This is a genomic window from Sporofaciens musculi (assembly GCF_009830285.1).
Lineage (GTDB): Bacteria > Bacillota > Clostridia > Lachnospirales > Lachnospiraceae > Sporofaciens > Sporofaciens musculi.
In genome coordinates, this window is the sequence record NZ_WUQX01000001.1 from 4,123,850 (window position 1) to 4,148,397 (window position 24,548).

General features: G+C 49.2%; 18 protein-coding genes. All 18 read right to left on the reverse strand.

The window, feature by feature from the left end:
* Positions 1–51: 51 nt before the first annotated feature.
* Complete coding sequence (locus GN277_RS21040; protein ID WP_159753300.1) at positions 52–1,455, reverse strand: ATP-binding protein; 1,404 nt, start codon at positions 1,453–1,455, stop codon at positions 52–54.
* A gap of 175 nt (positions 1,456–1,630) precedes the next feature.
* Positions 1,631–2,188, reverse strand: coding sequence for a hypothetical protein (locus GN277_RS21045; RefSeq protein WP_159753302.1), 558 nt, complete (start codon positions 2,186–2,188; stop codon positions 1,631–1,633).
* 3 nt (positions 2,189–2,191) lie between these two features.
* Positions 2,192–4,375 (reverse strand): ATP-binding protein, encoded by a 2,184-nt coding sequence (locus tag GN277_RS30495; RefSeq protein ID WP_159753304.1) that lies wholly within the window; start codon positions 4,373–4,375, stop codon positions 2,192–2,194.
* Between the two features lie 29 nt (positions 4,376–4,404).
* A complete protein-coding gene (locus GN277_RS21055) occupies positions 4,405–6,354 on the reverse strand; it encodes a hypothetical protein (protein ID WP_204162770.1) in 1,950 nt (649 codons plus the stop codon).
* Positions 6,355–6,387: 33 nt separating this feature from the next.
* A complete protein-coding gene (locus GN277_RS21060; RefSeq protein ID WP_159753308.1) occupies positions 6,388–9,099 on the reverse strand; it encodes an adenylate/guanylate cyclase domain-containing protein in 2,712 nt (903 codons plus the stop codon).
* Between the two features lie 15 nt (positions 9,100–9,114).
* Positions 9,115–9,498, reverse strand: a complete 384-nt coding sequence (locus tag GN277_RS21065) for a DUF4280 domain-containing protein (protein WP_159753310.1) — start codon at positions 9,496–9,498, stop codon at positions 9,115–9,117.
* 25 nt (positions 9,499–9,523) lie between these two features.
* The gene (locus GN277_RS21070; RefSeq protein WP_159753312.1) at positions 9,524–10,264 is read right to left on the reverse strand and encodes a hypothetical protein; all 741 of its coding nucleotides are present in this window, start codon (positions 10,262–10,264) and stop codon (positions 9,524–9,526) included.
* Between the two features lies 1 nt (position 10,265).
* Entirely contained in the window at positions 10,266–10,844 is a 579-nt protein-coding gene (locus tag GN277_RS21075; RefSeq protein ID WP_159753314.1) for a DUF4255 domain-containing protein, read from the reverse strand.
* A 31-nt stretch (positions 10,845–10,875) separates the two neighbouring features.
* Complete coding sequence (locus GN277_RS21080; protein ID WP_159753316.1) at positions 10,876–12,681, reverse strand: MORN repeat-containing protein; 1,806 nt, start codon at positions 12,679–12,681, stop codon at positions 10,876–10,878.
* A 24-nt stretch (positions 12,682–12,705) separates the two neighbouring features.
* Complete coding sequence (locus GN277_RS21085; RefSeq protein WP_159753318.1) at positions 12,706–13,587, reverse strand: hypothetical protein; 882 nt, start codon at positions 13,585–13,587, stop codon at positions 12,706–12,708.
* A gap of 5 nt (positions 13,588–13,592) precedes the next feature.
* Complete coding sequence (locus GN277_RS21090; RefSeq protein WP_159753320.1) at positions 13,593–15,320, reverse strand: phage tail protein; 1,728 nt, start codon at positions 15,318–15,320, stop codon at positions 13,593–13,595.
* Positions 15,321–15,325: 5 nt separating this feature from the next.
* On the reverse strand, positions 15,326–16,471 hold the full coding sequence (locus GN277_RS21095; RefSeq protein ID WP_159753322.1) for a phage tail protein: 1,146 nt from the start codon (positions 16,469–16,471) through the stop codon (positions 15,326–15,328).
* Positions 16,472–16,486: 15 nt separating this feature from the next.
* On the reverse strand, positions 16,487–18,616 hold the full coding sequence (locus GN277_RS21100; RefSeq protein ID WP_159753324.1) for a baseplate J/gp47 family protein: 2,130 nt from the start codon (positions 18,614–18,616) through the stop codon (positions 16,487–16,489).
* Positions 18,617–18,640: 24 nt separating this feature from the next.
* Positions 18,641–21,556: a baseplate J/gp47 family protein gene (locus tag GN277_RS21105; RefSeq protein ID WP_159753326.1), complete on the reverse strand. Its 2,916-nt coding sequence runs from the start codon at positions 21,554–21,556 to the stop codon at positions 18,641–18,643.
* 6 nt (positions 21,557–21,562) lie between these two features.
* On the reverse strand, positions 21,563–21,976 hold the full coding sequence (locus GN277_RS21110; protein ID WP_159753328.1) for a GPW/gp25 family protein: 414 nt from the start codon (positions 21,974–21,976) through the stop codon (positions 21,563–21,565).
* A gap of 13 nt (positions 21,977–21,989) precedes the next feature.
* Complete coding sequence (locus GN277_RS21115) at positions 21,990–22,769, reverse strand: phage baseplate assembly protein V (protein ID WP_159753330.1); 780 nt, start codon at positions 22,767–22,769, stop codon at positions 21,990–21,992.
* A complete protein-coding gene (locus GN277_RS21120; protein ID WP_159753332.1) occupies positions 22,766–23,827 on the reverse strand; it encodes a phage late control D family protein in 1,062 nt (353 codons plus the stop codon). Before GN277_RS21120 ends, GN277_RS21115 begins: the two co-directional genes overlap by 4 nt.
* Before the next feature lie 29 nt (positions 23,828–23,856).
* On the reverse strand, positions 23,857–24,522 hold the full coding sequence (locus GN277_RS21125) for a CIS tube protein (RefSeq protein WP_159753334.1): 666 nt from the start codon (positions 24,520–24,522) through the stop codon (positions 23,857–23,859).
* Positions 24,523–24,548 lie beyond the last annotated feature (26 nt).

A 24,548-nucleotide genomic window follows, 5' to 3' on the forward strand; every position in this document is an offset into this window, starting at 1 on the left:
TTGTCACTTTTAATTATAAGTACGCCAAGTTTTCTTGTCAATACATTTATTTTACTTTTTAAACAATACATTCAGAATATCTTCATATGTGACCAACAATACGTTTCCCATCTTATCCGCGAGATCAATACACCCCTTAGTAAACCCATTCTTTGCAAACAGATAAAAATACACTTTATGGTAATGGAACAGCTTACTTCTCCCCGCCAGTTTTTCTAATACTCCCACATCTATTTTTTCATTCGTCCACTTACACTCGCCGAACAGCGCCGTATCTCTATCCTGTTCTCCCATGATATCAATCTCTGTCTGTCTGCGGGTAGTCGGATCATTCCCCCACCAGCGGCCAACCTCTCTAAATTCAACGGGACATTCGCCCTCCAACAATAATTTCCAAAGATACTGCTTACATATATCTTCAAATACTTTTCCCATATAGTCTGACAAATGGGGCTCAATCCGCTTATATGCCAGCTCTGACGCCCCGCGGGCAATGATGGAATTATTCTCAGGGACAAACCGATACCAGAACCGAAACATGTTATCCTCAATCCTATAAATTGATTTTCGAGACATCTTCTCTCCATACGGCGTTTCTTTTTGAATCAATCCCAATGCTGTCAGGTTTTTCAAATAGGCTGCGCAGACGCTTGTTTCCTCACCCACCTTTGTGGAGATTTCCGCCATACGGGAAGCGCCCGTCGCAACGGCCGTCACAATCGCATTATAAAGCGCCGGTTCCCGAACCTCCTGCTTCAACAGATTCTCAGGTTCTTCAAAAAGAGAAGATGCGGAGTTTAAAAATGTATTCTTAATATTATCCTCCACGCTTAGTCTGTCATCCATCTGCAATAGATACTGGGGCGTCCCTCCTGCAATGCCGTAAATCAATGCCTTATCCTCATCAGAAAAGCTTTTGAAATACCGGCAGGTATCTGCAAACTCAAAGGGCAGAAGCTTCATCTGTGCCGTCCTCCTGCCATAAAGAGGGGCCTTATATGCCAGCACATGATCTTCCATATAGGACATAGATGAGCCGCAAAGTATCAACATCAACTTAGAACTGTCTTTGTTCTGATCAATCAAAAGCTGAAGCGTGGAAGCAAGGCTTTCAGAGGCGCGGGCTACATAGGGATACTCGTCAATCGCCAGAATCAATCGCTCGTTCCTTGCTAATTGAAACACATACTGAAGCGCGGCCTGAAAAGACAAAAAAGCTGTATCCGCCTGAATTCCTGTCCCATATTCCAAAATATTTTTACTAAAGTTTTCGAGATTCTGCTTGTCATTACTCTCCACTCCCATAAAATAGATGGCCTTTTTATCTCTGATAAAATGATTAATCAGCGCTGTTTTTCCCACACGGCGGCGTCCATAGATGACTACAAACTCAAACCTTCCAGACATATATAATCGGTTCAGGGAATCTATCTCTCGCTCTCTGCCAATAAACATACTCCTGCCTCCAATCTACTATACCCAATAGACAAATATTACATTTATAATATATCATTTTGCAAATTTTTAGTCAACTATATCTTACTAATCTATATCTTACTTATTTATATATTACGTGTTTTATCTTACTAAAAAGGCCCTATGCAGCATATCAACCACATAGAGCATTCTTCTAATCTTCCTCCAAAATCCTCGACAGCGTCTCCATCGCCTTCTCCAGAGAATCGCCCTCCAACAAAAGATACAAGGTACTGCACAGGATTTCATAGATATTCATCAGCATCTCGATAATACTGACGCATTTCCTAAGCTCGTCCTCCCCCGAAAGCCCTGTCAGCATCGTATAACGAATCCCGATAACCTTCTGAGATTTTCCTGTACTGTCCTCCGTAAGGTAAACAATCTGCCCAATAGGCAGGCTCTTGTTCAGCCCGTTAATCATTTTAAGGATGACTCTTTCCGAAAAGGCATCCGGATTCTCCTCAAGCAGCGGCTCCAAATCCAGTTCCCCATAGAAATGCAGGATATCCCCAAACTCCGGCGCATGGGCAAAATTACAAGAGATATCCATACTCAGTTCCTCCCCTATTGTAACGCCAAGCAGAAGCGTATCCATAGGAACCCCATTCCCTTCCTCCAGAAACACGCTCTTATAATCCAAGGGGCTTACATATTCGTACAGCCTCTTTAATCCTTCTCTTAATTCTTCTTTGTTCATCTTTATCTCCATTCTCTATACTTTATATACATAATACTCCTGCAATTCCGCTTTTCCAAGTATTTTTCCTGACTTCTCATATTCCTGCTGCAAAGCTGTCATAATATGGGCCATCCCTGTGACCTCCTGTCTTGAAGCCGCAAGAAACGCCGCATTGAGCGCTATATTTTTAATACTTGCGCCGGAAAGCTCAAAATTATCCGCCAGATAGTCAATGTCAATATCACCCTCCAAGGGCATTTTCGACGGAAACACCTTCTCCCAGAGCTTAGCTCTTTGTTCCTTCTGTGGAAATGTAAACCGGATAATATATTTCATCCTTCTCTTATATGCATCGTCAAAATTCTGCATCAGATTCGTGGCAAGAATCGTAATCCCATCGTACTCCTCCATCTTCTGTAACAGATACGCCGTCTGGGCATTGGCGCTGATATCCCTGGAATCCGTAACATCCACCCGCTTACCAAACAGCACATCCGCCTCGTCAAAGAAAAGAATACTCCTGCTTTTCTTCACCTCGTCGAAAATCTCACGCAGGTTCTTCTGTGTCTCCCCAATATATTTAGACAGCACGCCGGAAAGATCCACCTTATAGAGCTCAAGATTCAACTCCCTTGCAAGCACCTGCGCCGCCATGGTCTTTCCTGTTCCCGGAGGCCCCGCAAAGAGCAGAGAAACTCCTCTGCCATATGCCATCTTATCTGCAAATCCCCATTCTTCATAGACTTTGCCCCGCTGGGTAATCTGCCCGCACGCCTGACGCAAAAGCTCTTTCGGGCCCTCCTCCAACACCAGGTCATCCCAGGTATACGCTGCATTGACCCGATTGGCACGTTCCCCCAGCTTATGGGAAATCTTCTGCTGGCATGCCTGATACAGATATGCCGTCCCAACCGTTACTTCCCCCTTCACGGCCGCCTTTCTGCACGCCAATCTTGCAGCCTCCTGTATCACTCCTGGCGTAAAATCAAACTGCGCTGCCAACGTATCACAGACCTTCTCCTCCTCTGCCTGCAAGCCCTCCTGTGCGAGAAACGTCCTCCAAAGCATACTTCTCTCCTGTATAGAAGGAAAGCGAAGCCAAAATTCCTCGATTCTGTACCCGTCTGGATATTCTCCTTCTAAGACGTCCTCCCCGGCCCCTTCTTCCACAGTAAAGAACACGTCTCTAAAGAATAAGGATGCCCTCCTAAGCATTGCCTGCGCCGCCTGACGGTTCCTCCTTTCTCCCCTCCAGACTGCTTCCCAGTGGACGAATACCAAAAACGCGTTACTAAGCAATGCCCGAACCACCGCGTCACAGGCGATTTCCTGCATCTGATCTGTCTTCTTGTGTACCAGTCCATTCATATCGAGAAACAAAACCGCATGTCCCTGCCTCTTTGCCGCCAGGCTGATTTGGAGCTTTTTTCCGCTTCCAAAGGGCCCCCGTAGGAAAAGAAGGCGGACTTCGTCCACCAGAGAGTCGGCCTCCCGAATACGGCGCTCAAGGTTCCTGGCAGTCCGGTTGTTAATATTGCACGCCGGTTCCGTTTCCCCGTCCGAAAACTTCAGACAATACTCTCCCTTTCTCCCCTGTAAATCCGATTCATGGAAGAAGATATACTCCACCAGATTTTCCCGCAGCTTAAACCGCCATGCCAGCTCGCTCTCCTGGGTGGCAGGCTTTGCGCCAAAGGCGCAGCATAACAACTCTCTGCAGGCAAAAGTCTGATGAATAAGGGTATTTTGCTCTTGCTCATCCATGGTGTACATCTTGATACACAAATCCAGAGTAGGATATCTCCACGCCAGGTCGTCCTGTAAGAAGCTATACATCCTTTCAAATTCTCGGTTCAACTCCGGCGCCATGGCAAGGCAGGCGATATACTTCTGGAACGCATTGAAGCCAAGCTTTATGAGCATATATTCAAAAGCAAGAAACACACCGCCCTCCTTCATGGTACGGTACGCCTTCTCATGAAACTTCTGCCATTCTCCAAAGAGCGCCTCCCTCTCCATGCCGTAAGACCTCCGGTCCATATGCGCGAACGCATCCTCCATCACGTTGGAAAGCTCGTCCCTGAATAGTTTCGTATTGTAGATATGCCGGATTCCTCCGTTTTCCTTGAGGCGCACGGCATATTTTGTATACAGGCCAATCTCCTTTTTTACCAGAACCAAAAGCTTCTGAAAATATTCCTCCTGCCCAGAAAACATTCTTACACCATCCATTCTCAGTCAAAGAACTATATCCCTGCAATTAAAGCCTGCTCAAAATCTTTTTTCTTGGCTGATTTTAAAAGCACCCCATAATTCACGCCAAGGCTCTGAAGATTCTTATCTGCGGCGGCATATTTCCCCAATGCAGCCTTCGCATTATTTTTTTCTTCATCCCCCGGATCGTGCGCCAATGAAGCCGCAATCCCTTTCAAGCCGTACTTCTCGTCCTTGAGTTCATTCAGGATTCCCGTTGCCCGATTTCCAAGAGCCGATTCAACACTGGAAGGCTTTTTCGATTTGTTGATGATTTCCCCGACCATATTCTTGGAGGCGCCGAGTATAACGGCAGAATTCGCAAGGGTCGCCCCAACCTTATTTGCAGTCTTTGCGGCGTCTCCCCGCTTTTTCTGCTCATCGGTTGCCGTTTCCTTATCAAAATTATTCAGCCCTGAGTTTACACTTCCGGTTATGGTGGAAATCAGGCCCGTAGCAAGAGTAGTCAGGCCAAATGCTCCGCTACGCACCTGCGCGTTTATTTTTCCGACTTTCCTGTCAAGCATCAGATACCTGACCACTATCTCCTTATCTTCTTCTGTGATATCGTCCTGTTCCAACATATCCAATGCAAGAGCCGTCCGATCTACTCCCCCCGTGTCACTATAATATTTGAAGATAAGATCATTTAAATCCTTACGTGCATCCTCTCTTTCTGCTTTCGTTTTGCTCATTTGGTCTTTTAACTTGAGCATCTGATTCACAGATGTGGAAAGCCCCGCAATCTGCGCGAGGCCGCCAAGAGCCTGTGAAACATACCCCGTCACCTTTGCAAACATGCTCTTGCCCTGCCCCGCGAGGCCCGCAATGGCCTTGGCAATCCCGCAGACCCTGAGCAATATCGTAGCGGCATCGGCAACCATACCGATTACGGCAAATGTGTCATTCCTTACGATATCCTTCTTTTTATCAGGCGCATCCTTTAATTTGGGCGAATTCCGGAATGCTCGTATCTTCTTCGCCAAATCACGGAGAGAACCCACCATGCCGATTAGATTTACCACCAGTGAAATCCCGTTTCCGACCTTGGACTTGGCATAATCCTCATCAAAGGTAGAGATTATTCCATTGACACCCATTCCTAATTTGTTGGCGTCAAAGATTCTATCTACCTTAGAAGAATTCATAAAACGAGAGAACCTGCCGCTGGCCAATGGGTTGGATTCGTTCCTCTCCAGTCCCTTTGCCAGCACAACTGCCGCGTAAATATTCCCTTTTCTGGCTTCGAGAACCTTTTCCAACGTCTCATTTGCATCGCCGGCATTATCAGTATCGTTGTTTTCGCCATTTTCGTCCGATTTTTTTTCTTTCAATGCCTTTAAATCCTTCAGACTGTCAAAATTGCTGTCCTGATTCTCCCCGCGTCTAGCAGCCTGATTCTCGTCCAGGTTTTCTAAGGCCATATCCCGCAAGTCTTCGTTTATTTCTTCATTTACTAAATTGCCTCGTTCTGGCGCCTCCGGCTGCGGTTGGGGGTGGGGGTGTTCAGAGCCGCCATTGTTCCCTCCTTCATTCTCCGGAGTTTCCTCTTTTGGAAGATCCTCCAGACGGGGATGGACAATCACATGCCCGTCCATATAAACTTTGCTTTTATTCTTCCCTCCTTCGTTCTCTGAAGTTCCCTCTCTTTGCTCACCCTGCGCTTTGGGCTTCGCCTCCACAGTACTGGGGGGATTCTCTAAGTCCTCATCCTCCTCCTCACTCTCCGAAGACTCGTCGCTGTCAGAATCCATCTGCAGATCAACATGCGGAAATCCCGCGCTACTGTTTAATGTTTCTTCTTCCGATAATCCGCTGTCTTCCTCAATAGGGATATGTTTCACATTCTCGTCCACATCCGGTTCTGAATCCGTTCCCTCGTTTTCCGTCTCACTGGTTTCCAAGGGTTCATCATCCTTATTTTCTAAAATCTCATCCAACATTCTCATTTCACCTCGTTTCTAAAAACAGCAGCGTCAGAAGCTCTCTATAACCGTCTCCTTCGCCTCATCCTCCGCCATCTTATAATACCGGTCACACCGGTACAGATACTCCTTTGCCGCCTTATCCTTCCTGTGCTGCTTTAACACCTCCACAAAGATAAGCCTGGCCTCATAGAACCTCCTTGCCACAAACAGTCCCACGCCCTTCTCGAACATCTCCCTCGTCAACTCCTTGTAGTAAAATTCCTCCTCCGAATCCCCGTCATAGACGTCATAGACACGCTCGTAAGCATGGCTGGCGGAAAGGTAAATATTCCCCAGATATCTTGCATGATAATGCTCGTCGAAATCCGGTATCTGCTCGTAGACCAGATGCGTAATCAATATGTGCGCGCCGTATTTGCCGCCCCTTAATCGCAGCATCTTCGCCAATTCAGAGTGTGCGGAGATGGCGGTAGCCTCCATCCTCTGCTCGTGCCCGATTACGCCAATCATCACACGCCCGTAGCTGATCGCAATGGTCCTGCCCTTATCCGGCATCCGTTCATCCAAAAGCTGCTGAATCTCAATGGCCGCGTCAAGAGCCTCCTGGCTGCTGACCGTGAAGAACGCCGACAGCCCAATATCGTCAAAATGCTCGACTACCCCATTATGCCCGTTGATCGGCTCAACCAACTGGGACAGGACACGGTTAATCCTTGTATACACCTGCTCAGCCGACAACGAAACCTTATGCCTGGAGTAATCCATGGCATGGAGAGATAAAATCGTAAAATCTCCTGTCATCTGGTCGCCGAGCTTTACCTCTTGAATGGACTCCTTATCTAACAAATCTAGGATTTTCGCCGGAATGAATTTATAGTAGCCATCCGATATCCCCCGAATGTCCTCCACGTATTTCGCAATCTCCAGTGACATCTGGTTAAATGCCGACGATATATCCGCCACCTCGTCATGCCCATGTACGGCAACGGTTACGCCCAGATTCCCCGCCGCGAGCCTTAAGGCACATTCCTTCAGGGTTTTCAGAGGCTGCAGGAAGATATGAAGCACCACCATCAGAACCACCGTCAGAACTAAGAGAAGGGTGGAGGAGGCATTTTTCAGATTCCACTGATAATACCAAATCTGGTAATCCTGTATGTTCCCATCACCGGAAACCCTCAGCACACCATATTTCGTCCCGTCGCTCAATACCAATGGAATGAACTGATTATTGCGTTTTCCATTACGGTTCTCATCACTCTGGTTCACAATCTCACCTGATTGATAGGAACGATACATCGCATCTATGACCTCTGAACCATACATCCACTCCACAGGAACGCCGCAGTATTCCGACATAGACTCGCTGACATACAGATGTCCCTCCTCGTCTGCATGGAAAATACTGTACACATATATGGACAGCCCTCCGAATCCTTTTCCATTACCAACAGAAGGATGGCTTACACGCAAAGCTCTGTCTCCGGACGGGAATTCATACGCATCCGTCTCGATATTATGTACAATATCCTCCCGAAGAATTTTTCCCAGAGCTGACAGCGCTATCGTCTGGTTGGACTCCAACTGCTGACGCATGGACTGTTCAATCCAGTATTCCAGGAATCCGTCCATAACCAGGAGGCTTAGAAGGAAAATCACACATAGCCGTACTAAGATGGTCTGGACATGGTATTTCATACACGCAATCCAGTAGAGACACAGAAGCGCCGCCACAAGAAGAATACCGGCATAGACCCACCGCATCCTGTACATGACTGTCGAGGAAGTAAGGGTACATTCCTCATAATCCCGATAGACGCCGTCCTGATAGGTACAGACGGAAGTTCTCCCTTCTTCATTCTCTACCCCTGCACAGAAGCCCGTCTGGGTGCAGTCCGGCCATTGAAGCTGCTGGAAGGTAAAGTCCGGATACTTTTTGCGGATTTCTTCCGCCGAGAACACCACTTTAGAAGTCGCGTCCGCCAGGTCAACGCTTCGGATACATTCTGCCTTATAGTCAAGCAGATACGCCCTCTCTCCGTCATCAGAAAGACTCTTGAATACGCCACTCCTGCCAGATACTCCTTCAATTTCAAGGTAACTCTCCGTCCCCACCTCCTTAGCGAACACCTCTCCTACATAATTCATCCACAGGAGAATATTCTCCTTGCTTAAGAAAAACTGCGAATTAAGATGTGGGTACTCCAGTGTCACCTGGTCCAAAAGCTCCCGCTTTCCTTGTGTGTCCTTGGCAAATAAGGAAGCCGGCGCCGATCCTTTCTCCGTTTCCGGTATACCGATATAATAAAGCTTTCCATCTCGGATACATTGTACCGAAATCTGCCCGTATTTTGCCTTATCCTCCGTCAAGTCATAATCCGTCTCTGCAAGCCTTCTCCTTGCGAAGTCACACCGATAGATTCTACTGCCCGCACCGTCCCATGATTCCACGTTTGTTTCTTCCAACAGTACGTATGCCTCGCCTGCATCATCAAAAAAAATCTGACGGATGGTTCGGTACTGTTCACGCACATGCTTTTGGCATACAATCAGCTCCCCCTGTCCGCCGTCAGGGTTTGACCGGATAATCCGAAGCTTTTCGCCCTCATCCCGATCCACATAATACAGATAGTCGTCCTGCAAGTGTATCTGCTCGATATAATTAATCTTAATCGTCTTCCCAAACATACTCGCCGCCGCGAAAATAATAACAGCGGCAGCCAGGATTCCCCATATGCCATATAAATTTTTTCTACTCATATTCATTCCCTTGTCCTACAACTGCACCGTCTGGCATCCTGAATTGGTAAACTGTATCATTCCCCCGTAGGCGCAAGTCAGCTTACACTGGTTATTAAGGGCAGGCTTGCCTCCCACCAACACCTGGGGAACCCCCGGCGCCCACGGGCCTGCCGGAACCGGCGTACAGGGCATAGGCGTCAATGCACCCATAGCCGCCGCAGTTGCTGCCGCCACCATAGGATTGGCCATACTCTGGCACATCCCAAAAGGCGCGATATTTACAAAAGGAATATTATCCGAAATCGTCGCCAGAGGCATTGCCGACATCGTCTTTGCCGTCGGCAGGACATTTAATACAGAGGGCGTCATACCAAACGAACAGGTCATAGACGCGCCTCCCGTCACACATAATCCCATAATCCTCACTCCTTGAATTTTCTGCTTATGAAAGCAGGATATAGTTTTCCCGCCCCTTAAAAATCTCTGCCTCTCCGTCTGTCACCTTGCCTTCACTTTCACAAGAATACTTAAGGATACATGTATCCTTTGGAATGTCTGCAAGCAGCAGATAGAATTCACCGCCCTCATCCGCAATACATTCCTGAGCCGGACAGATGACGGAATCCTTCTTTTGGTAGTCCTCCTTAAGCGGACGTCTCAGCCTATACGTCTCGCTCTCATCCTCTGGGTATTCTGTACAAAAATACTCTCCCTTCTCCTTCTGTTTCTTTCGGATATACCAGAACACACTCTGAATTTTACCTTTCAGATAGAAGGAAATTTCCTCCTGCCCTCTCTTATAGTCGCCAATCATCCGGCATCCGGCCTGAGCGTCCCCTAAATGAAACTTAAGTACGCTCTTTGGCTTCGCCCTGCCCCGCACAGAAGTTGTCCCCTGACGAAAGGGATAAGCAAAAGAGGGGTAAAGAAGTATCTCCTTAACAACCTCCCCTCTGTCCGCCTTAAGCACAAGCCTCTGCCTTTGGTAGACGGGGGACTTGACCTCAATCTGAAATTCGTCGTTTCCCACGTCCAGAAGCAGGAAATATCCTTCCCCCTTTTTCTCCACCCCTCCTCCTGCCAGAGAGCGAAGCTCTATTCCTGCCGACACAGGCTCGCCAGTAAACGCATCCCTTAGCCGCACCACTTTGGACAGCCGTATCTTTGTCTCCTGTAATACCATACTACCTGTCCTTTCCTGTAAAACGATAGTCAATTTCCTGTACGCGCCTTACCGAACGTTTTCTGGTAGACAGAATCTCCACCGGCCCCGCCGTGTAAAACAGAGACGTCCTGTATGCCGCGTTTGGCACAGTCCACAGCCGCACCTTCTCCTCAATATTCATTTCACGCATCTGCAAACGGATGTTGGCTCCTCCTGACTCACCTGTGGGCGCAAATGTGTCTGGATTAAGAGCCGCCTTATCGCGAAATGCCTGAATAATCCTTCCCATAATCTGATGCTCCTGTACGGCCCGATACTTCAAATCACTCTGTAAAAAGAGGGTAATCATATAGTAAAGAGTCAGATAAGCAGAGGGATACCGCTGTGTATTCCTTCCGATATTCGCCATCTCATGTGCCTGTATGGAGGAATCCTCCTTCACGTCATAAAGCCATACTCCCACCGCATAGTCCCCGTGCTCATCGGGAGAACACAGGCCAATCTGGTCCGGACTGTTCAGAAGTTCCGGAATCAGAGCTTCCGTAAGCAACGCCAATATGCCGTTTCCCGTATCCGCAATCTTCGTATAATCTGCCAAAGTATCTTCCTCCTTTTATCAATTTCAGGAATCAATTCGGGGACGTCTGATTCGCAGAGCCCGTATTTCCCCCGAAAACGCTTTCGGCTGGGTCCGGCTGCGTCAGCACCCCATACTTAAACTGTCCGGATTCCAGAACCATTCCGGAGTATGGGTCATAACGGACGCCATGCCCGAAATACTGACCGTTGATAAAGTCTCCTTCATAGAGAAGATTCCCCGACTCATCCCACAGCTTCCCAGGGCCATAATACAGGCCATTAAGGAATCCTCCCTCGTAGATTAATCCACCGGTTGCAGGCTGATATAGCTTCCCTGCTCCGCTGTACTGTCCCTGATAAAACTCACCGTCATACAACAGCGATTCCGTCTCGGAATCCGTCAGCTTCCCCGCCCCCTGGTACAGACCATCCACAAAAGTCCCGTCATAGATTACCAGCACCTTGTTATCGTCATAGAGCTTTCCTTCTCCGTTATAGACGTCCGACTTAAAACTGCCGTCATACACAATGTCTCCCTTGCCGGTATAGACCTTGCCAAGCCCCTCTCTTTTTCCTTTCTCAAACGCGCCCTCATACATGAATGCGCCCTCATCGTAGAACAGGGTTCCCTTGCCGTCATACTCGCCCTTTAAAAAGCCGCCGTCATATACAAGGATACCGTCCTCATAGAGCTTTCCTTCTCCTTCGTACTCATCCTTGGCAAACTCGCCCTCATAGACCACATTTCCTTCGGCGTCATAGGAGGCACCGTCCCCCTCTTTTTTTCCTTTCACGAAGCCGCCCTCATATGCAAGCGCGCCGCTTTCATAGAGCTTTCCTTCTCCCTCATATTTATCCTCAACAAAATCGCCCTCGTACACAGTCTCTCCCTTGTCATTGGAGAGGGTTCCCTCGCCGGTCTTCTTGCCGTCTACAAAATCACCTTCATACGCAAGGACTCCGTCCTCATAGAGCTTTCCTTCTCCTTCATACTCGCCGTCCGTATTGACCGTCCCTTCATAGACCACATTGCCTGCCTCGTCCGTCAAGACCACCTCTGAAAGCAACGGCTCCCCGTTCTCAAAGGTTCCCGTGGCGATCACATTACCCTCCTCGTTATAGAGGGTTCCCTGCCCCTCCATCTCGCCCTTTAAAAAGGTTCCCACATACTCCTTTTGGCCGCTTGGAAAATACAGCGTTCCACTCCCTTCATACAGACCGTTCTTAAAGTCGCCCTTGTACTGAAGGTTACCCTCCTTGTCATAGAGCATTCCCTGTCCCTCATACTGGTTCAGGAGGAATGTTCCCTTATAGCGGAGAGTCTCGCTGTTCTCATAATACAGCTCTCCTTCGCCGGAGTACGCCTCCATCTCAAAATTCCCCTCATACAAAAGCGCGCCTGAATAGGTATAGAGCTTGCCGTTTCCGTTGATTCTTCCATCCTCCATCTTACCCTTGAAGATTAACTCTCCTTCATCTTCGGACAGAAGCTCAACCTTACCGGAATATCCCACCATGTCAGAAGAATTGACCACCATGGTCTTGGTGAAGAAATGGGATACCAAAACCGGATGCACAAGCTTGATATACAGAACCGGAAGGATAAGCGCAGCAAGCAGAATGAAGAATACCATCCTTTTCAGTACATAATATTTCCCAATGGAATAATAATCCCCAATCACTCGCTCTTTTTTATTCTTTTTCTGATTAATCCCCTTACGGACATCGGTTATGACCTTGGAGGCAAAGGAATCCGGACTGATTGTCCTCTTTGCCTTGCGGATCACCACCTGAACCGGCGCCATCAATATATGGGAAAGCCTCCTGGCTGTACGCCCGATCAGACCGCCCTGCATATCTCATACCTCCTTACCCTTATACTACGGCTTATCTGCCTTCTCCTTAATCTCAAGCGTACCAATCTGACCGAAGGTCACTCCGTTATCCGTAAGCGCCGGATTAGGAAGATTCCACAGCAGATAAATGGCCGCCGACACAATCAACGCCGCCGCAAGCGCCGTCCTGATTGTGGGAAAAAACCTTTTAAGCTTCTCCCACGCCCGCCACCAGATACGCCCCGGCTCCGGCTCACGCTGTTCGGTCTTTGCAAGCACTGTCTCATAGACCTCGTCATAAGCCACATAACAGTCCCACAGATACCCGTAGCATCCCTCGTCCAAATCCAAGGCAAATTCCATCAGCTCACGTGAGCTTTTCTTTTCAAGCTCGCGGGCAAACAGCTCATGCACCAGCCCGTTGACCCGATTCATCAGCTCCTTTTCCTGTACCTGCCAGTAATAGTCAATCTCTGTAAAAAAGTAGTTGAACCGCACCCCCAGAGAATCATCCACTATGATATTCTCCTTGCGCAAAGCCTCATACAGAAAACACTCCGGCATATTCAACAGAAATATCTGGGCAAATATGTTTTTCATAATCTGCAGCCGTTCCCGCAGATTAAATTTGCCATCCTCCAACGCCTGCTGAAGCGTCCTGCCCTGAGCATAGTTGAAAATGACATAATATTTGCCGTCCGCATTAAAGCTGGCATGAAGATCCCGAAACGAAAGGCTGACGTTCTGCTTGGTCGTAACCATTATCAGCTTCCTGGCAATCTCCATGTCCCTTACACAGGCCACTGTATACAGCCCCTCCTCCCTGCGTTTCACATCGCAGGCAAGATACAGATCAATATTGCCGGAAACCGTGGTCTTGATTTTGGAAATCAGCTCATACTGCATATCCTGAAACTTAATTATCATATGCCTCACTCTTTCTGCCGCACCACCACAAAGGTAGACGCCTGCACCTTCGGATAAGTCACGCTGGAAACCATAATATGATAAATCCCTGCCGTCTCCGGCGCAGTATATTTTCCGTTCTTGTCAATGACGCCGCCCTCAGCATCTCTCACCGTCCATTTCAGCCTCTCATCCGTGAAGCCCTCAAGAACGGCGGTAAATACAACGCTCTCCCCAACGAATACATTGGGGTTATCCGGCTGGATGAAAATATGCTTCTTCTTGGCAGACTCCGGCCTGCGTATCTCATTGCGAAGGGCCGTCCAGTGAACCCGCACCTGCTTCGCATCATCATTTCTTAAGACCTTAAGCCCAATCTCAAACGTCCCCTCCGACGGCATCAGCTTCGCCCCCAGAGAGCCCACGAACCCGTGGCTGCTCTCAAACAAAGACGCGTCCCCGAACATCATCTGGGCGTCGTCCTCAAAGCCGTCGTCCACCTCATAACCAAGCATAATCGTAACCGAACCAAATCCCAGACCATGGACAATCTCATCCGAATACAGCACCTCTCCCCCACGGGTATTTCCAAGCTCAAACACCATCTCTCCATAGGCCGCCCTTAGAGGCTTTTCCTCGCTCTGAATCTTCTGATTCTCAATCTCCTGCCGTTTATCCTCCATAAGCCGCCTTACATCCTCGGACAGCTTTCCAATCATGGCGGACGCAATCTCACAGTGCATAATCTTCTGGTCAAAGGGAAGCGGCTCAATCCTCTCAATCAGGCAGACGTCGCCCGCCCGAACCACAAAAATCTTCGCCAGATAAATCCCCTGCTGAAACGTATTTCCTGTAATAAAATCCATGGCGGTCCTGTAATACTCTGCCTGCATCGCTTCATATATGTCCATACCGCCCACATAGGCCCGGCTCACGCATTGCCTTGCGCCTGTATACTCCCTGCCGCCTGCCAGAAGTTTAAAACTTCCCTCCACCAGAGAAGCCTCTGCCTGTACATCCAAAACGCCCGCCGCCTTAAGCGGAATCTCAAGCCGGTAATTCTTATCCTTGACGCCGTCCTCATCTCCAAAGCGGACATGCACCCGATTTCCTTCCCCACTGGTAAGAAAAGCCAGTTCTAACTCATACTCAAAGGAAAACTCCTGCTGTCCCGAATGTTCAATCTCAATTCTTAAGACCGCCTCTTTCCCTGCCTCCAGAAATTTTGGCATCACTTGGGACACGCGGATTCCCTGCCCATGATAGACCTCGCACCGTTCCTCATAGAAACTCGCAGGAGTACAAATCTCCCTCTCCGGTTCTTCCTGGGTTACATAAAGGCGGTATCCCTCTTTATACTTATTGAACTCACTTCCGTTCTTTCCCGACGTCCCCGCCACGTTATGCATAAGCTCTGCAGCCTCCTCGCGGTACTCCAGGCAAAGATAGTAAAATCCCGTATCCTCTCCGCCGCCGTATCCGTCCAATTCCGACACTTTTCGGATGGCTGGTTCGTCCAGCACAATCTCACGCCCTGCAAAATCCAGGGCAAGACCTCTCTCCACGGAAATGCTCTCGTCATCCACCTCCACGACCCCAAGCCCGCAGACTACGCCAGCGCCAAAAAGGAAACGGTTGATGGTCCTGCGCTTATCATTAAAATATTTCTGCTCTGTCTCAAAGTCCTCCACAGACAAAAGCTTCCCATAAAAATAACGGTTTCTCTCAAATGGAAAGCTCTTTAAGTTCTTCATATCTATCATTCCTCCTTTGCCTTGGCTTCTGCCTCGCCCACGATAGACGGGATGGCAGATACTCCGTTCAGATTCGCACGCTCGTAAGTCACAAGCATGCTGTTTACCCCCGCGTACACATTCTGCCCCAGGTAAATCCCCGGACGCAGGATGACCAGATGCACCCTGATATGCGCAGGCTTCATATCCTCAATCATTCTTTTCAAAGCATGCTGCTCTCGAAGGGAGGAGACTGCCTGCTCACGTACAAACACACTCACCTCATAGGGTCCATACGCATACGATTTTCTCAGACAACGGTAAGCAACAGGATTTTTCCTGTAACGCTCAATATCTGAATACTCCAGAAAGAAAGGTCGCTCTCCCGTAAATGTCCCTACCATATACTCCATATACTCTCTGGTTCCGCGAATCAGGTTCTTCTTCACAATTCCCTGAAGCAGAAGCCTTAATTTATCCTCCTGCCACAGATGTGCATTAGAAACTCCCACCCATTTTGCAAGCCAATGTAAAAATTCCGGCAAAGCTGCAATAGGGTCAAGCTGCCTTTTTGAATCCCCGATCTTCTCGTCAAGATCCTGGTAGACCGACTCGAACAGTCCGAGAAACCTGCCCAGGAAATCCTCCCTTCCCCCTGTCTGGTAGATTGCCGGCATATAGGAAAGAAAATTTCGGTTACCGGCATAGATCTTCATATGACTGATCTCAGGAAGAAACCCCGCCTGGCAGAATAACTGCACCTCTATCCACAGATACCTCCCCCTGGCGTGATACAAAAGGATATCCGAGGGATTCTGTACGATATGCGCCAGATATGGCTCCATTACCCTACGCTTCTTCTCAATGGGAACCTCTGTATCGCGAATCAGCTCCTCCCACAGCCGGATACGTCCATCCACTGCAACCCTATCTCTGTCGCAGCAGTAGATATAAAACTTGATGGAATCATCCCCATAATCCTCGCTTTGAATCACCGCCCTGTGCCACTGGTTTTCTTCCTCCCCGCTGTCAAGCAGACGCGAAATGAAGGTTCCGTTTTGAGACTCCCCTTCCATTAGGGCAATTCCCTTTGGGGTAATCTGAATCCCGTTCCTGTATCCGGATTCATAATCCTTTCTTTTATTGAATACGAAATATCTAAGCTGATCCACTTTATCGCCTCACTTCTATATCTCAGTTTCCCCTGCCGTAAAAATCCGGATATCCGTCTCCTTCAAATACGGCAGCCCGTTGGGAGGAAGCTTAACGTCCCCGTTCACAAGATGGCGGTATCCCCGTCCCTGCGCCTCCACGGACACGGACCTTGCCTGCCACACACAGGGCAGCATATCAATAATTCCATACAACACGCTGCCGGACACCGGCTTTCCAATCTCCCACGACTGGTCGTCCACGTAAGCCCTCACAGCCTCCTCAATCATCGCCTCCGCATCGGTAAACTGAGGCCGAATCACAATCTCTGCAAAAACAGCAATGCCTACAAACTCTGGATTTAAAAGCCTTATGGAGGTACCGAGCAGCTTTCTTTGTTCAAGCATCTGCTCAAGATTTTTCCTGTATGGGAGACTGAGCCGCGTATCTAATTTCCTGTAACTTAAGGGACGTACCACAATCGCAATCTCGTTTTCCCGAAGGGAACCTCGCTCCTTCCCATCTGCCGTTACAGGAACCACCTTGCAGTCCTTAATCAAAAGCCCCGGCGTTTGGCGGACAAGCTTTTCATAGTCAGAATACGTAACACCCCTGTTAATCTTCTTCAGTTCACGTCGCAGGCGTTTATAACACGCCTCCACAGTCTCATTGTCCCTTCCTCCGTAAGTCTCGCGGTATTGGCGGACAAGAAGCGTCGGATATTCCTCACATTTCCGAATCCTCCCCGCCTTGATGTTGCCCGCCTGCCCGCTGCTCACCCGAAGACGCAGCAGACGAATCTCCCCGTCCGGCGCCATCCCGTTTTCGCAATTACCAAACAACAGCCTGTTCTGTGCAATCTCCAGAACATACGCCATATCCTCAGGCGTACAGTCGTCGAAATCCTCCACCCTCCGAAATGGATAAAATCTCCCGTCCTGCCTGTCACAGACCATAAGCTCGAACTCATCATACAGCAGATTCGGAATATCCAGACGGTACTCCTGGTTCGCATATCCCTTGCCTACGCCGACCAGCCGCTTGGAAAAGAACTCCTTCTCATAGGCGGCAAGGCGGCAAGTTGGACAAGCCTCCCCTTCCGTCTGCCAGAAAAAAGAGATGATGACGTCACCGTCGGGCGCCAATTCCTTCCCCGCCACTGTAACCGGAATAAAACCGTCGTCTTTTCTGACATATAGCTCTGTCTGCCCGACTTTTGCAAGATACATCCCACTTTTAACCGAATACTTTCCTTCCTCCCCCTGGGAAACAACCGCATCTGCTTCAAAATCCTCATAATCACAGTAGGAATGATGCTGCCGCACCTCAATCTCATTAAAATATATATTTTGAATCAAAGGCGCCACATCATAATCATTTCTCATGAGGGTCACGCGAATCTGCCATGCCCCATACTCCTTATCCAACGCCATTTCCTTCGGTAAATGAAAGCCAATTCTTCCGTTCTGCAATAAACCATAGGTGGTATCAAAATCAACAGGCAACTCCTCCCACCCGTTCTTGGACTGATATTCCCACTTAAGCTCTGAGAGGGGAATAAAATCTTTGCAGATGGGATTGCGGGTCACTTCATAGTCCGTTCGTATATGGAAATAAACCACGGTCTGCCCTCTGGTATCAAAAGGCCGGTCCAGCACAAAGCAGCATCGGTTCCCCGCCTGGGGCTCCTCCCCGAAGGGATAAAGGCGCATCCGTTTTTCCAGGTCGTTGCCGATGTTGAAATACTGCTTCGGCACCTCCCCGTTCAGGATGTAGGCTCCGATTAGCCTGACCGGATGGGGCACTTCTTTCTTAAGCGTCTCAAATATCATATTTTCGGCAAAGAAACGAGTCCCTCTAAGAAGCGCAAACTGGCTGCCGGACAAGCCTGCCGGCGCCTCCACGCTCACAGCTCCGCAGGCGGCCTTCGCATGAAGCATGCTAATTCCCACAAGCTTCAGATATTTCTGCCGTTTCCATCCGCCAATCTGGCTGATATGGTACTGCTGAATCTCCCCAAGCCAGGAGAGCAGGCTAATCAGCGTCATCCCAGGGTCAGACTGGTTATAGTTGGTCCAGTCCGGACATTTTGCCGGTATCCGAAAAATCGCATCTGCCTCTATCTCTTGGTAAGATTTGTCATCCAGCTTCAAATCATAGAACATTTCCTATCCACCCTTATCCCTAATCTATCGAAAATCTGCCACCACTTCATGAAAGCCGCTTTTAGGCAGCCGGTAAAATGGCAGCAGCCGTTCTTCATTGACCTCATACTCCGTAAACCGTCCGCTTCTGTACTTACGCAGGGACAACTGACTGATATATTTCACACCTTCCACCTGCTTCAATGCATGAATGATCTGGTTCTTATTTGGAAGCACGCCAATCTCCCATCCGTCCCCGTAGAAATTACCGTGAAGCGCATTAAGGAAACGCTCTAACTCCTGCCGCACCCGTTTTGTAGCTGCAAAAATCTCCCCCTCCTCCATAAGCTCTAAGACCACCTTCACATCCATCCGTATCAGCTCTGGCTTCACGATATGGAACCGTCCCAGGTTGACGATATTCTGGTCCATATGCGTTGACAGATAATGATAGATTCTCCTGCGTGTACGTTCAAAGCTGTAAGCGCTCTCCCCGTAATCGGCGGGAAGCACCACAAGGGTCACAGCCCCGTCCTGCCTTTTGCCGTTTTCGTCATAACCCGCAAAACATTTCACCTTACGGATGTCCCGCGCCGCCTCCCGCGCCATATCCTCATAATCCTCGGCGGAAACGCATCTCCTGCCATGGCGCAAAAGATTGGCATTTCTGGCCACCGACGCCATCACATCCTCGCCGTCAAGCCCGCACACCGTCGCCATAGGATTAAACACCGTATTGATGAAGCCAATGGTCCTATCAAGCCTGTCGATGCCGCCGGAGAGTACGTTTCCTTTTGCCCCCTGACAATGAGTGTACCGCACATGGATTTCAATCTCGTTCAACTCATTAGGCTTTGCGCTTCCTATGTATTTGGGTAATGTGATTCTTCCCTCACGCCAGCTTGCCGTATACTCCTTCCTGTCTCCATTGTCCGAGGCAAGCTCCTCCACCTCTGTCCACAACTCCCACTTTTCCTCAAGGCTATGCCGGTAATCCGGCCTTTCCAACACACGTACCTCAAGACTTGAGAGGTCGCCATAGGCAAGCCGTATCTCCTTTTCCTCTGCCCTTGGCGCAAGAGAGAACGCCTCCTCTACCGTCTCCACTCCAAGGATACTGGTAGCGTTGGGGTAAATGCCTTCAATCTTAGGTTTTACCTCCTGACTCTGCCCGTCCCCTTCACTGAGCCGAAGCCAGTACAGGTCCTCCCCAAACAGCTCGCCTTTCCTACTGTCATTACGGCCATACCAGGAAATCAGCCCTGTATGGGCGAAGCCCTCCGTCCCGTCGGCAGGATGCATTTCTCTCCACCCCTCCTCTGACAGATACTCCCATCTAAGCCCTGTAAGATTTCCCCGCACCGTATCATGCATGACAAACAAAAGCTTCAAAGGCCCTCCCACAGGAGGCTGTGCAAATCCAAAATACAAGGTCTTTCGTTCCTCCGTCCTTGCCTCACAGGCTGGAAATGCAAAGCCGGCGCGCTGCATCTCCTTTTCACCGTGAACCGCCGACTCCATATTATTCTCCCTGAACATCATCAGGGGCTTAATCGGATGTTCAAAATAACTGTAACTCAAGGAAAAATTCCCCGCCACAGGCGCAATGTACGCCCCTCTTGTCTTGAAGGCGTTATTCATCCGGATAATCCTTGCACGGATACAGTAATTCTCCGCCGAACTCACAAGCGCGCGCTGAATATCCGCCGGACAGGTAAACTCCATCTTCCTTCGCACGCCCCGAAGCTCTTTGTCAACCGCAAACACATCCCTGTACTCTCCGGATACCGGAAGCCTTTTCCACCCGTAGCCATTGTAATACTCCCAGATAACCTCACGGATGGTAATATCATACTCCTCCTCCGGTACAAACTCCTTCTTCCGCATAATCCGTTTCCATGAAATCTTCATACCAGAGGCTGCCTCCTCGATAGGGATTCTGACAAAATCCAGGTCAAACTCCATACGGACTCGCGCGCCTGCCTTGCCGAAAATCTCTCCGTTTCCGATATAACATTCATCATACACAGACGGCCTCTCCCCAAATGCCAGAAATTCCTCCACCTCCTGGTCAGTCCCGTTTACATTGATGAATTCCGGTCTCTGCCCCAGACATTGTGTTCCGACGCTAACCTCACGGAAATAAATGCCGGAGAAGAAATCCGCATCCAGTATCTCTGCCGAGAGCACATACATAGAGCCATATTCCTCCACAGGAGAAAGCCCTGCTTCTCTCCCCTGTAATTGGAAACATAGACTGCCATTTTCATAAGTGTACTCTGTGATATCCCAAAATCCCTCCTCTGTCCCATAGCGGAAACGAATCCGCGACGAATCCAGAAGCGCCTCCTTAAGATCCTCCTCTTTCCTTCCGCCCTCCGGCACAAAGGAAAGCCTGACATCCGCATAGCTTGTAATCTCAAGCTCTTGCCCGAAGCAAAAGAACAATAGATGTCTCTGAAGATTCTGTACTCCGTCCTTGAACAGAAAGAAGGAGGCTTCGGAATCCCTCTGCCTGCAAAACAGCTCATAGATTTCATCCTCCTTGGGCTTAGCAAGAAAGATCCGTTCAATATCCATGGTCCGGACCAGAACCTCCTCCTGCGTCTCAAACACAAGCTGTTCATCCTCTCCCTGACCAAACAGCGTCGTCCCCTTAGGCACCTCCGCCTCGCTGACGAGCCCCTCCGGCAAAGCGAAAACCACAAACCCTTCTGCCGGACTGGCCGGATAGAGCTTTGCATTTACCCCGTCAAAAAAAGAAAACAGATCTCCCGCCACGGACATATTAAATTTTTTTATATTGTCATACATCATATCGGCAAAAATGGACACCAGCGCCGTCCCTGCATCCGGCTTCTCCTCGTCGTACCTCCATTCCGGTACATACTGCTTCGCACAGCTTCTCATATAGCCGATAATGTCCTCCTTCGACATTTTCTCCATCTGCGGAATATCCATAACAAACTACTCTCCTTCATTGATATAAAACGGGTACACCAGATTATACTGGTTATTGGTCGCCCGTACCACGTAGTTTACCTGAATCGTCAGTATTCCCTGGTCAATCCGTTCGTCGCTGACCTTAGCCTCAATCTCCGTAATCCTCGGCTCCCATCGAATCAACGCGCGCTCAATCTCCGATTTCATAGAATAAAGCGTGGTGTAATCCGCCGTCTCGAACGCATACTCTTGTATTCCGCAGCCGAAATCCGGATGCATAGGCAGTTCTCCCTTCCTGGTTCCGATAATGATACGCACAGCCTCGCGGATGCTGTCCTCATTGGAGGACATCTGAATCCGCCCCGTAGCGCCGTCAATCCCCACAGGAAATTTCCATCCCGTTCCAAGAAATGCCTTCACGCCTCCCATTTCTTCCATAACTGACCGCCTCCTAATTAATCTTCACCATACTGCCCTTAAGCTGTGCCATTCCTGATGCCTGAAGCCCCAGCTCACCGTCCGCCTTCACCTTCACGCTGCTTCCTGTCAGGGACGTGCTCTGTCCGCTAAGCTTAAGGCTCTGCTGGGCATCCAACTGAACGGTGCCGCAGGCCACCTTCACCGTATTGGCATCTGCCTTCACCACTTCCTTTGTCCCAATCACCAGAGAAATCTCCTTCTTTGCTTTCACAGTCACGGCGCCGTTCTTACAGTCCATGGACAGGCTGTTATCCTTCCCCTTGTCTTGTATGAAAACAGCTTCCTTCTCGTCATCCAGAAGAATCTCCAGACCCTTAGGCGTATTGACTATAATCTTCTCCTTATCCTTCGTCTCCGTAAACGTAATCTTATGCCCGCCCTTGGTGATAACCGTTTTCGTCTCGTTTTTCTCATCCGCAGCACCCTCCGGCAGCTTGTCCTTGCCGTTCCACAGACATCCAAGCACCACAGGCATATTCATGTTGCCGTGGATGAAGCCCACCAGAACCTCTGTCCCAATCTCCGGCAGCCAGTAATTGCCGAAGCCGTTGCCACAGTATCCGGTCATGACCCGTACCCAGTCAGAAGTCTTCTTATCCTTCTCCCCCATCATGTACTCCACCTTAATCATGCCCTGATGTTCTTTATCCCAGATTTCCTTCACAATCGCATTCAACAGCCCCGGCGCCGTTATCTCCGGATAAGTCTTATCCTCTGATTTGTTATCCAGCAGCTCATCATAAAAATTCAACGTGTCCAGCCTCCCACTTCAAAAGTCGTCCGATAACCGTCGCTTCCAAAAGAATGTTTTGCCTCCATGATGTCATAGGTTCCGTCAATCAGTTTAGCGTCGCCCTTCTTAATCTTCACACGCCCGCCTGCCTGAATTTCTGGAACTCCGATACACACCCCTGTTGCCTGCCGCGCCTGCTTCTTCATCTCATCCGCCTTGTGCTCGGCAACCTTCTTCGCGTCGCTGTTATCCTCCACGGCGGCGTCCATCTGGGTATTCTCACTCTGTACCAACGATTTCTGGCTGTCGTCCGACTTCACCTTTACCTCTGCAGATACCTCCTCCTTCTTGTCCGTATCCTGTCCCATAATCCTGATGACAGCGTCCTGAAAAGAAGCCCGCCTCTGAAATGAAATAAAATCCTGCCCCCACTCCATCTCCACGGTGGAAAACAGCTCTGCGTCTATCTTCTTAAAATAAAGCTTTCCGGCATGTACAAAAAAGTCTCTGTTTGCCTTCCGGCACAACTCCTCGGTAATGAACTCATAGTCATTGCCGTTCTGGATGATACACTCTCCCTCCAGCTTTTCCGTCGCATCCACATCTTTAGACTTATAGGCAGGTTTATATTTCTTCACCACCTCGTCAAACGCGTCGGAATAACTGGTTACTTTATGGGAAATATTGCTTTTCTTACTTCCCATCATCATTCTGCGGACATCCACGGCCGTCACTCGTACGGACGGGCTGTCTGACAGCTCATAGGTAATCTCATCCACATACCCGTAAAACATCGAGGTCAGGGACGACCCGTACCCCATCTCGATATCCACCAGCTCTCCCAGAATAAAATCCGATCTGACATCACCTACGAAGCTTCGCTTTTCCAAATCATATACACTGACAAGCTTAATCACAGCCGCGCTTGCCGCAGTCTGGGAGAGCGTTACCTCCACAGACTCAACGGCATATTCGCTGGCACCGATTACATCAAAGCCGCCAACCTTGACTTTCAGTGCAGGCACCATGAAATCCTTATATTTTGCCGCCAGACTTGACATAGTAACTTTTGCCATCTGTTATTCTCCCTCCAGCCTGGAATCTGCTATAAAGCGGGCAGCTTCACCACCTGCCCCGGTCTTACCTCCAAGGGATTCAGAATCCCATTTTCACGGGCAATCACCTTCCACATATCCGGATCGCCGTACTCCATATTGGCAATATCCCACAATCCCATCCCCTGACGAAGTGTGCGGTACTTGGTACGGTCCGGTGATTCAAAAGGAGACTTCCGTTTCGTGTCCTTAAGCGATATCAGGGATTTAAAGGTCAGACTCACCTTGGCGCGGACTGGCATCCCACTCTCGGTAAACATGGTGTAGGTGTGGTTCATCTTCGTCACCACTCCCTCGAAATTCAGCGACCCCCATCTGAAGGTCACCTTCGGAGGACGGTGCATACTCCCGTCAATGGAGGTTGCATCCGCAATCTGCTTCGTAATGTTTGAAACATCCGTGGACTGTTTAGGCGTACCGAAGGAGATTAGCGACGATGCTGCCGGCGGCACGTAAGTATCCAGAAAAAGGTTCAGCGACAATTCTGTTGCGTCTCCGGAAATATACTGGAGAATTGGCCCGTCAAGGCCAGGTATCTTTTTCTCGGAATAGCTCGCTCCGTCTGTCAACTGGTACTCGGAAGGGTTGAACAGCACTTCTATAATGCTCATCCCCACTTCTTTTTCAATTTCCAGCTTCGCCTTCGTAAGTCCCATAAAGAATCCTCCCCTTTATAAAAAAT